Origin of the sequence: Actinomadura harenae (genome assembly GCF_003696215.1) — a bacterium.
In the GTDB taxonomy this organism is placed as follows: Bacteria; Actinomycetota; Actinomycetes; order Streptosporangiales; family Streptosporangiaceae; genus Spirillospora; species Spirillospora harenae.
Genome location: NZ_RFFG01000176.1, coordinates 1 through 11,472, shown reverse-complemented (window position 1 = coordinate 11,472; position 11,472 = coordinate 1). Strand labels below are relative to the sequence as shown.

3 protein-coding genes are annotated in these 11,472 nt (G+C 77.0%); 1 reads left to right on the top strand and 2 read right to left on the bottom strand.

Translation table 11 applies throughout. From position 1 onward, the window contains the following. Both EBO15_RS41230 and EBO15_RS41225 read right to left on the bottom strand, forming a co-directional pair. Positions 1 to 2,691: type I polyketide synthase (locus EBO15_RS41230; protein ID WP_122199884.1), on the bottom strand; the 2,691-nt coding region annotated here is incomplete at its 3' end. Beyond that, the gene (locus EBO15_RS41225; RefSeq protein ID WP_122199883.1) at positions 2,688 to 9,827 is read right to left on the bottom strand and encodes a type I polyketide synthase; all 7,140 of its coding nucleotides are present in this window, start codon (positions 9,825 to 9,827) and stop codon (positions 2,688 to 2,690) included. The genes EBO15_RS41225 and EBO15_RS41230, both read right to left, overlap by 4 nt. Positions 9,828 to 10,746: 919 nt before the next feature. Between EBO15_RS41225 and EBO15_RS41220 the strand changes: the two genes are divergently transcribed. Further along, positions 10,747 to 11,472: HD domain-containing protein (locus EBO15_RS41220; RefSeq protein WP_233616826.1), on the top strand; the 726-nt coding region annotated here is incomplete at its 3' end.

Below are 11,472 nucleotides of genomic sequence, written 5' to 3'. Positions count from 1 at the left end.
CGGCCCGGACGGCACGACGGGCGGCGCGGCGGACGGGCCCGCGCCGTGCCCCTCGGCCCACAGCGCGGCGGCGACGCGCCGCAGCTGCGCCATGCCGGACCGCTGCGGCACGTTCACGGCCATCGCCAGGTGCTCGCGGTCGCCGAGCCGGTCGCCCACGAATCCGGTGATGCTGCCCGGTCCGACCTGCACGAACGCGCGCACGCCCGCGCCGTGCAGCTCCTCGACGAGCTCGCTGAACCGGACCGGTTCCAGCAGGTGCCGCAGGACGAGGTCGCGGATCTCGTCCTCGTCCCGGGGGAAGGGCGCGACGGTCGTCGCCGACCAGAGCGGGATCTCCGCCGGGTGCAGGGTCAGCGCGCGGAACGCGGGCCGCAGCTGCTCCAGCAGGGGCGCGGCCATCGGCGTGTGGAAGCCGGTGCGGAACGGCAGCTCCTGTCCCAGCACGCCCTCGGACGCGAGCCGCCGCAGGATCTCCCGGACGGCCCCGGGATCGCCGCAGACGACCGACTGGTGCGGGCAGTTGTCGTGGCTGACCACCACGTCCGCGCGGGTGCCGAGGACCTCCAGGGCCCGGTCGGCGCCGCAGCCGAGCGCCCCGTAGGCGACGTCCGGGACGCGCAGGCCGCCGGGGTCGAGGGCGCCGACGAAGGTGTCCATGGCGTCCGGCCGGTACATGCCGGAGACGAGCATCGCGGTCCACTCGCCGAGGCTGTGGCCCGCGGCGACGTCGGGGCGGACGCCGGTCTCGGCGAGCGCCCGGGCCAGCAGCCACCCGACCGCCATGACGTCGGCGGCGTGGCCGATCAGGTCGGTGCGTCCGGTGAGGGCGGGACGGTCGAGGCCGAAGTGGTCGGCGACGTCGTCCACGCGCGGCTCGAAGGACGGCTCGAAGCCGGGGAACAGGAACGCCAGGCGTCCGCCGGCGGCGAGCAGCGGGCGCGGGGTGAACCAGATGTCGCCGCGTCCGCGCCAGGGGGTGCCGCGTTCGGCGACGGCGCGGGCGAGGGTGAACCCGCGGGTGTCGGGGGCGACGATCGCGAGGCGGCAGGGCAGGTCGGCGGGTTCGCGGTCGCACTGGCCGAGCAGCTCGTCGTCGGGGACGCGCAGCAGGTCGGCGAGCTCGGCGGGCGTGCGGGCGGCCAGGCGCAGGACACGCTCGCCGTCCGCGCCGCCGGCGCGCAGCCGCAGCGGCCCGAGGTGCGCCTTCGACACCGCCGGGGCCTCCTCCAGGACGACGTGGGCGTTCGTCCCGCCGAGGCCGAAGGCGTTGACGACGGCGCGGCGCGGCGCGTGCGCCGGACGCTCCCATCCGGCGGTCTCACGGACGGGCGTCAGCCGCGTCCCGGTCATGGCCTGGTGCGGCTCGGTGACGTGCAGCGTCGGCGGCAGGACGGCGTCGTGCAGCGCGCACGCGGCCTTGATCAGCCCGGCCATCCCGGCGGCGGGCATCGCGTGCCCGATCATCGACTTGACCGTGCCGACGCGCAGCGGGCTCCCCCGGTCGCCGAACACGCGGAGCAGCGCGGCGAGCTCGGCCGCGTCCTCGGCCGGGGTGCCGGTGCCGTGCGCCTCGACCAGGCCCGCCGCGTCCGGCGCGATCGGGTCGAGCCCGGCGTCCGCCCAGGCGCGTTCGAGCGCCAGGACCTGGCCGTCCACCAGGGGGCTGAGCAGGCCGGACGCGCGTCCGTCGCTGGACGACCCGACCCCGCGGATCACCGCGTAGATCTTGTCTCCGGCGCGCAGCGCGTCCGGGAGGCGCTTCAGCAGCGCCATGCCGGTGCCCTCCGACAAGAGCGTGCCGTCGGCGGCGCGGTCCAGGGGGCGGATCATCCCGGTCGGCGACAGCGCCCGCAGGCCGCTGAGCACGCTCCAGAGCGTGACGTGGTGGGAGTGGTGGACGGCTCCGGCGAGCATCGCGTCGCACTGCCCCGAGCGCAGGGCCCGCACGGCGTGCTCGACCGCGATCAGCGACGACGCGCAGGCGGCGTCGAGCGTGTAGGCCGGGCCGCGCAGGTCGAAGCGGTTCGCGACGCGGGACGCCGCGAGGTTCGGCAGGACACCGGCGGGGGCGTCCGGGGACTCGGGGCCGAGCCGGGCGTGGAAGGCGTCCCGGATCTGCTCGAGCCGGGCGGCGGGCAGGTCCGGGAGCAGCTCGGTCAGGATCGCCGCGACCTGCTGGAACGCCGTGATCCGCTGGTCGTACCGGGCGAGCGCCGGGCCGATGTGGCCGCCGCGGCCGAGCACCACGCCGATCCGGTCCCGGTCCGGCAGCCGCTCGTCGCCGCCCGCGTCCGCGATCGCCTCGGCGGCGGTGCGCAGCGCGAGCAACTGATCCGGTTCGATCCCGGCCACCGCGGACGGCGGGATCCCGAACCGGGCCGGGTCGGCGGTGGCGAGGTCGTCGACGAAGCCCCCGCGGCGGCAGGCGAACCGCCCGGCGCGCGGCGGCCCGTCACCGGCGGACGGGTCGTGGTGGACGGCCGGGTCCCAGCGGTGCGGCGGGACGTCGGTGATCGCGTCCACGCCCGCCCGGATGTTCGCCCACAGCTCCGCCGCCGAGCCCGCGCCGGGGTAGACCGCCCCGAGGCCGACGACGGCGATCGGCCCGCCGCCCGCCGCGCCGGAGCCCCGGCCTGTCACGAGGCCGGGGGCGGGTCCGGTGGCCGGGCCGGTCGCGGGAGTCGTCACGAGGTCGCTCCGGCGGCCCCGGTAGGGTCCGCGGCGGTTCCAGCGGTTCCAGCGGTACCGGCGGTACCGGCGGGGTCCTCGGCGATGCCGGCGGGGTCGGCGACGGTGCCGGAGAGGACGACCTGCGTCTCGTCCCCGGCGGCGATCTCGCGCAGGAGCGCGGCGACGGCGGCGTCCGGGTCGACGAGCGCGACGCCGCGCCGGGCGTACTCGCGGGCGATCTCCGGCGACACCATGCCGCCCCCGGCCCACGGCCCCCAGTCGGCGACCAGGACCCGGCCGCGCAGCCGCGTCCGCCACACCCGGGCGAGGGTGTCGCACGCGTCGTTGGCGGCGGCGTAGTCGGCCTGCCCGCGGTTCCCGTACACGCCCGAGACGCTGCCGAACACCACGAAGAACCGCAGGTCGGACCGGACGGCGGCGACGAGCGCGGACGCCCCGGACAGCTTCGTCCCGAACACCCGGCCGAACGACTCGGGCGTCTTGTCGCGGACGAGCCGGTCCTCCACCAGCCCCGCGCCGTGGACGACGCCGTCGAGCCGCCCGTAGCGGCGGTAGGCGTCCTCGACGACGGCGCGGACGGCCTGCGGGTCGCGCACGTCCGCCGCGTGGTAGCGGACCTCGGCCGCGTGCTCGCGCAGCGCCGCGAGGGTCGCGCGGATCTCCCGCTCCGCGAGGACGCCCCGGATCCGCGCCTCGATCTCCGCCGGTGTCCGCCCGCCCTGCGCGACCAGCGCGCGGCGCAGGGCGGCCTGGTCCGGCGCGCCCGCCAGCGCGGGATCCTCGGCGCCCGGCTCCGGCGTCCGGCCCATGAGCCCGATCCGGCAGCCCGTCGTCCGCGCGAGCTCCAGCGCGACCCGCGCGGTGATGCCCCGCGCGCCGCCGGTGAGCAGGACGACGCCGTCCGGCCCGAGGTCCGGCCCGGTCGCGGCGGACGCGGCCGGGAGCTCCTCCCGGACCAGCACCATCGTCTGCCGGACGTCGCCGTCGTACCCGACCTCCACGGGACGTCCGGGCGCGAGCAGCTCGGCCAGCAGGCGCAGGGCGATCGCGCGCGGGCTGTCCTTGGTGTCGACGTCCACGGCCCGGACGAGCGTCTCGGGGAACTCCTTGGCGAGCGTCCGGGCGAGGCCGCGCAGGCCCGCGCCCGGGGTCGGGTCGCCGACGCCGCCGTCGAAGCCGCGGCCGAACGCGCCGCCCGCGCCGGTGCCGAGGAGCAGCCAGCGCGGCCCGGACAGCAGCGTCTCGCGGATCCCGGCGTACGCGGCGGGCAGGACCGGCCCGCCTCCCGGGCGGAGCGCGGCGAGATGGATCAGGCCGTCGCACGCGTCGCCCGCGTCCAGCGGCGTCCGGACCTGCGCGCCCTGCTGTTCCAGCAGGTCGGCGAGTTCGAGGGCGATGCCGCAGCCGTCGTCGACGATCACGAACGCGCACCCGTCGAACCGTCCGGGCAGGACCTCGGCGGCGGGCAGCGGCGGAAGCCCCTCCAGCCGGACGACCTGCCGGACCGGGGCCACCACGGGCGCCGCCGGGGCCTCGGCGGGCTCCGCGGGCTCCACGGTCGGCGGCGCGTCGTCCCCGGCGGCCGCGGTCTCCCGCCGCGAAGCGGGCTCGCCCGCGGACGCGCCGAGGCGGTCGCCGATCCACGTGACGATCCCGCCGATGGTCGTGATGCGGGTGAGCCGCTCGAGGACGGCCTCGTCCAGCCGTGCGGCGGTCCCGGCGAAGCCGACCCGGTCGGCCAGCTCGCCCATGATCTCGGTGCGCTTGATGGAGTCGATGGACAGGTCCGCCTCGAGGTCGAGGTCCACGCCGAGCATCGCCTCCGGGTAGCCCGTCTTGGCGGCGATCACCGACAGGACGGCGGCGCGGATCTCGTCCGGGCCGGGCGCCGGCGGCTCGGGCCGCTCCGCCGGGAGCTCGTCCGGCGGCGTCCGGACGGACGGAACCGCCCCCTGCGCGGGAACCGGCGGCGACGGGAGGACCGGCGGCGACGCGGACGGCGACTGCGGGACGGCGTGCCCCGACGTCACCGGCCGGGGCGAGGGCACCGGGGGCACGGGCGCGGACGGCACCCCGCCCGGCACGGGCGGCGACGCGTTCTTGTTGAGCAGGCCGAGGACGACGTCCCGCTGCGCGGCGACCAGCTCGCGGCTCGTGCGCAGGTACTCCAGGACGGCGGTGTGCAGCGGGTCCTGGGCCGGAACGCCGCCCGCGGCGCTGGTCGCGGCGCTGGTCGAGGCGGCCGCGGTGAGGGCGTCGTCGGGCTTGTCGGAGGTGGGCATGTCGGAGGTGGGCATGGAGCCTCCCGAGGAGGGGAGCGCGACCCGCTCGGCGGGTCGCAGCGAGTTCGTGAGATAGGCGCCGTCAGCGGTCCGGACGAGATGGCCGTTGACGATCCAGCCGGGCACCGCGGGCGGGTGCGCGGCCGACAGGACACGGGCGTCGCGCCCGGCGAACAGCGCGCCCGCGTCGACCGGGACGCCCGCGACGGCCAGCTCGGCGAGGGCGTGCAGGAGCCGTCCGACGCCGTCCCCGCCGGGGGCGTCGCAGGCCACGGCGGTGTGCGGGCGGTCGCCGAGGATCTCCCCGACCAGCCGGGTCAGGACCCGGCCGGGGCCCGCCTCGACGAACACCCGCGCGCCCGCCTCGTACATCGCCTCGACCTGCTCGACGAACCGGACCGGCGCGGCGACCTGCCCGGCGAGCGTGGCGCGCAGTTCGGCGGGCTCGGAGTCGTAGGGCGCGGCGGTGGTGTTGGACCAGACCGGGAACGCGGGCGAGCGCAGGTCCCGGCGGGACAGCTCGGCGCGCAGCGCCGCCGCGGCGCCGCCGACGAGCGGGCTGTGGAAGGCGGCCGCGACCGGGATCCGCGTCGCGGCGATCCGGCGCGCCGACAGCGCCCGGAGGGCCTGGTCGAGCGCGGGCGTCGACCCGGAGATCACGACCTGGCGGGGCGCGTTGTGGTTGGCGATGACCAGCTGGGAGATGCCCGCCATGGCCGCCCGGACCTCGTCCAGGGTCCCGGCGCAGGCGACCATCGAGCCCGGGTCGTCGCCGTGGGTGACGGCGGCGGCGAGGATCGCCTCGGCGCGCGCCGCGGACAGCTCGACCAGGTCGTCCTCGCCGTAGACGCCCGCGGCGGCCAGCGCGACGAGCTCGCCGTAGCTGTGCCCGGCGGCCAGGTCGGGCCGGACGCCCAGCTCGGTCAGCAGCCGGTGCACGGCGAGGCCCGCGATGCCGAGCGCGGGCTGCGCGGCGCGGGTGTCGGTGATCGCGTCGTGCTGGGCGCGCTCGTCGTCGGGGGTGAACGCGGCGGGCGGGAACATCACCGGGGCGTACCGTCCGCCCGCGAGGCGCAGCAGGCGCTGGAGCCGGGGGAACGCGACGAACAGGTCGGCGAGCATGTTCGGCCGCTGGCTGCCCTGGCCCGGGTAGAGGAACGCGACCTTGCCGGTCTCCCCCGCCTTCGCGGGCGCGACGGCCACGCCCGGCGCGGACGCGAACCCGCGCGCGACGTCGAGCTTGGCGCGCAGGTCGTCCAGGCCGGACGCGACGATCGCGACCTGCACGCGGGCCGGGTTCGGCTCGGCGAGGGTGCGGGCCAGGTCGCGGAGGCGGGCGCCCGGCACGTCCGCCAGGGTGGCGAGCCGGTCGATCTCGGCGCGCGCGGCGTCCCGGTCGGCGCCCCGGACGAGCAGGAGCTCGGCGGGCCAGGCGGCCAGCCCGGAGACCGGTTCGGGCGCGCCGTCGTACCCGGCGAGGACGGCGTGGAAGTTGGACCCGCCGAACCCGAACCCGGACAGGCCGGCGAACCGCTCGCCCGGCGGGGCGGCCCACGGACGCGCCGTCCGGCCGAACGCGAACGGGCTGGAGGGCCCGCCCCACGCCCGGTTCGGCTCGTCCAGGTGCAGCGTGCCGGGCAGGACGCCCGCGTGCAGCGCGTACGCGGTCTTGATCAGCCCGGCGAGCCCGGCGGCGCACTTGGTGTGCCCGATCTGGGACTTGACCGAGCCGAGCGTGACACCGCCCGGCGCGGTCCCGGCCTCGGTGAACGTCTCGGTGAGGGTGGTCAGCTCCGTCCGGTCGCCGACCTCGGTGCCGGTGCCGTGCGCCTCGACGAGCCCGACCCGCGCGGGGTCGATCCCGGCGCGCTCGTAGGCGCGGTCGAGCGCGCGACGCTGCCCCGGGACGGACGGCGCGGCGAGCCCCTGCGAGCGTCCGTCGGACGACCCGGCGACGGACTTGACCACCGCGTAGATCCGGTCCCCGTCGCGTTCGGCGTCCGCGAGCCGCTTCAGCACCACGCACGCGACGCCCTCGCCGAGCGCGATCCCGTCGGCGGACGCGTCGAACGTGGCGCAGCGTCCCTTCCGGGAGAGCGCGTGGACCGACGAGAACATCAGGTAGTTGTAGATGCCGTTGTGCAGGTCGGCGCCACCGCACAGCGCCATGTCGGCCGCGCCGGTCGCCAGCTCCTTGCAGGCGGCGTCGAGGGCGACGAGGGACGCGGCGCACGCGGCGTCCACGGTGTAGTTCGCGCCGCCGAGGTCGAGCCGGTTGGCGATCCGCCCGGCGATCACGTTGGAGAGGACGCCGGGCACCGAGTCCTCGGTGAGCCTCGGGAGCTGCTCCTCCAGGCCGGGCGGGACCTCGCCGTAGTACTTCGGCAGGATCGCGCGGGCGGAGTAGGCGGTGCCGAGTTCCGCCCCGGCCTCCGCGCCGAAGACCACGGCGGTGCGGGACCGGTCGAACGGGCGCTCGTCGTAGCCCGCGTCGCGCAGCGCGCGCGAGGCGACCTCCAGGGCGAGCAGCTGCACCGGCTCGACGCTGCCGAGGGAGTTCGGCGGGAGGCCGTAGGCGAAGGCGTCGAACGGGACGTCCGGGATGAACCCACCCCACTTGGACGGGCTCTTCTCGCCGTCCCCGCTCTCCGGGTCGTAGAAGACGTCCGGGTCCCAGCGTTCGACCGGGACCTCGGTCACGGCGTCCACGCCGCGCACGATGTTCGCCCAGTACTCGCCCGCGTCGGGGGCCTCGGGGAACACGCAGCCGATGCCGACGATCGCGACGTCCAGCGGCGCGGCCCCCGCGCCGGCCGCGTCCTCGCCGGGGGCGGTCACCCCGAGCGCGGCGGCACGGGACTCCAGGAACCGCAGCGCGCCCGAGGTGACCTGCTCGTGCAGCCCGGTGATGCTGGTCGTCGCCGACCGCAGCGCCGCGACCTGCCCGATCATGTACATGCCCTCGCGGGCCTGCTCGTCGCCGGACGCGCTCTCCAGCGCGCCGCCGTCCGGGCCGCGGCGCAGGCCCTTGGCCGCGATCCGGAGCCGGCCGAGGTTCAGCTCCTCCAGCTGCTCCCACATCCGCCGGCGGGACGTCCCGGCGTTCTCCAGACCCTGCCTGGCCTGCTCGAACGCGTCGGCGTAGGGGGTGCGGGCGCAGCGCGTGGCGTGGCCCGGCGAGGTCTCCAGGAGGGTCGTCCCGGCGCACTCGACGGCGGTCCTCTGGAAGCCGGGCATGATCGCCCCGGCCGCGACGGCCTCGTAGGTGAACAGGTACGCGGTGCCCATGAGGACGCGGACGTCCGCGCCGCGCTCGGCGAGCGGGCCCGCGAGCGCGGCGACCATCGCGGCGGACCGCTCGTCGTGGACGCCCCCCGCGAACAGCGCCGACATCGCGCCCGCCGAGCCCGGATGCCGGTCGGCGAACTCGATCAGCCGCTGGACCTGCGCCTCCCACAGCGGGAAGCTCGCGCGCGGGCCGACGTGCCCGCCGCATTCCAGGCCCTCGAAGACGAACTTGCGCGCGCCCTCGCCGAGGAACCGCTCCAGCAGGCCGGGCGACGGGACGTGCAGGTAGGTGGAGATCCCGGCGTCCTCCAGCGGCGCCGCCTGCGCCGGGCGCCCGCCCGCGATGAGCGCGTACGGCGGCCGCGCGGCGAGGACGGCCTCGATCTGCGCCTCCCGCAGTTCCGGCGGCGCGAACCCGAGGACGCCGACGCCCCAGGGCCGTCCGCCGAGCCGGTCGGCGGTGTCGGCGAGCAGGTCGCGCACCTCGTCCCCGCCCATCAGCGCGAGCGCGAGGAACGGCAGGCCGCCGTCCTGCGCGATCGCGGCGGCGAACGCGGACCGGTCGCTGACCCGCGTCATCGGCCCCTGGACGACCGGGTAGTCGCGGCTGATCGGCGCGCCGGGCGGGTTGTCGCGGGGCGCGAGCGGGCGGGCCGAGAGCGCGGCGCGCAGATGCGCCCCGACCTGCTCCCGGACGGCCTGGACCACGCCGCCGGCGGTCCGGTACCGGTCGCCGAGCGCGGCGGCGAGGAATCCGTCCTGGCCGACCGGCAGCGCCTTGACGTGCAGCCCGGACGCGCCGAGCAGCGCGTTCGCCTCGGCCGGGCCGAGCCCGGACAGGTCGAAGTCGGGCAGGTCGGGGCGGGTGTAGATGCGGTGGCCGCCGGTCACGCGGGTCTCGCTGCCGTCCATGGCGCGCAGCGCGTCGGCGACGTCGCGGGGCAGCTCGCACTCGCGGACCAGGGCGAGCTGGACGTCCAGGACGACGCCCGCCGCGCCGCCCGCGACCGCGGCGGCGGCCGTGTGCGGGCCGATCCCGCCCGCGGCGAGCACCGGAACGGTGATCTCCGGGGACCCGAGCAGCTCCTGGAGCAGGACGAACGTGGTCGGGTCGCCGATCCGCCCGCCCGCCTCGCAGCCGCGCGCGATCAGGCCGTCGGCGCCCGCGGCGCGCGCGTCGGACGCCTCGGCGCCGTCGACGACCTCCACGAGGAGCCTGCGCCCGCGCGCGTACGCGATGGTGTCGTCGAGGGAGACGTGGTCGAGCAGGACGGTCCGGGCGTTGCCGGGCAGTTCGTCGGGGCGGACCCCGCATCCGGCCTGGACCCGGATCCCGAACTCGCCCCGCCACCAGCGGGTCAGGTCGGCGAGCGCGGCCAGCGCGGCGGCCCGGTCGGTGCCGAGGTCGAGCACGCCGAGGCCCCCGGCCCGGCAGACCGCGGCGGCCAGGTGGGGCGCGGGACGCCCGAACGGGCCGACCCCGACGACCTCCACCTCCGGCCGGCGGGACCGGTCTCCCGTCCCCCGCCCGAACACGCCGCCCGGATCCACCTCAGCCGTCATGCACTGCCCCCCGCCGTTCCGTGCCCGGCCCGACCCTGGAGGCCGGCACGGCTCGAACAACCCTGGCCGTCACATCCGTCGCGCACCGCGGCGCGCCCTTCGGCGCGCCTTCCGCGACCGCGGCGCGCCCTTCCGCAGGAGGGGACCGCGATGAGCCGCAACACTACGGTCGGCGAGCATGCGACCACCGTGGGCGACACACCCCGTCCGGCCCTCACGCGGACTCCAGAGGGTCTCTGGACCATCTCTTGACGGAAACCAAACCCGGACCCCGGCGGAACGGGCACCTGCCCGCCCGGCGCGTCCACCGGTGGCCGGATGCGGGCACCCTCACACCGTCCACGAAACCGTCCGGGACGCCATTGACGGACGGCGCATCGGCTCCCGGGACCCGGCCGCTAACCACGGCCCGCACACGCGAGAAAGGTTCACGTAGGGCTTATGAATTGCCTTCGGGTCAGAAATTCACGGCCGCCCTTATTCGCGAGAGTCCCACGGCACCGGACCACCCTCCGACCTCAGGTGATCACGGCTCCGAGCCTCCGTGCGGCCCGCCGAACAGGGCCCCGCCACTCCCCCGGAACCCCACCGCCGAGCCCGGACGACGGCAAAATATTGACCGACTCTCCCCACCGGGCGAAAGGTCATGACGACCGGACGCGGGCGAGATCGGCGTCCGTCCGGCGCGGCACCGCGTGAATCACTCCTGACGGCCCGCGCCCATTCGACAATGATTCACGGCCGGGACGAACGAAGGGCGCCCCGGCGACGAGCCCGCCCCGACCCGCCGCGACGCGCCCGCCCCCCGGCCCGGGCCCTCTCGCGCGCGGGCTGACACTTCGCGCATAATGCCAGTTACACCCCGTAGCATCCACGCCACGGGCCGGTGTCAGGCGGGTGGACGATGAGAGTCCGCGGCGTGCGGGAGAGCACGCCCCACCAGCACACATCCGGCGCGCGCACGCGTCCGCCGCGCGCCGCGGAGAAGCACGCGCCCGGGGCCGGCCGCGTGACCGTCGGCCCCTGCGATCCGGCGCTCGCGCCACTGCTCGCGCAGTACCGGTCGGTCTGCCCCGGCCGGGACGAACGCGAGATCGTCCGCGGCTACCTCGTCGCCGAGCGGCTGCACCGCGGGCAGCTGCGCAAGTCCGGCGCCCCCTACATCACCCATCCGCTCGCGGTCGCGACCATCCTCGCCGGGATGGGCATGGACACCGCGACGCTCGTCGCCGCGCTGCTGCACGACACCGTCGAGGACACGCCGTACACGCTGGGCGAGCTGCGCGCCGAGTTCGGCGACGAGGTGGCCGTCCTGGTGGACGGGGTGACCAAGCTGGACGGCGAGCGCTGGGGCGCGCGGGCCGAGGCCGAGACGTTCCGCAAGATCGTGCTGGCCGCCGCCGCGGACCTGCGGGTCCTGGTGATCAAGCTGGCGGACCGGCTGCACAACCTGCGCACGCTCGGCTTCCACTCGCCGGAGAAGCGGATCCGGATCGCCACGGCCTCGCACGAGCTGCTCGTCCCGTTCGCCGAGCGGCTCGGGATCCGGGTGCTGCAACGCGAGATGGACGACCTGGCGTTCGCCGCCCGCGACCCGGACGGGCACGCCGCCGCGGCCCGCGCGGTCGCCGCGGCGCTGGCGCGC

Excerpts from the sequence above, each read along its gene's own strand:
- EBO15_RS41225 (WP_122199883.1), bottom strand. The coding sequence starts at position 9,827 with ATGACGGCTGAGGTGGATCCGGGCGGCGTGTTCGGGCGGGGGACGGGA.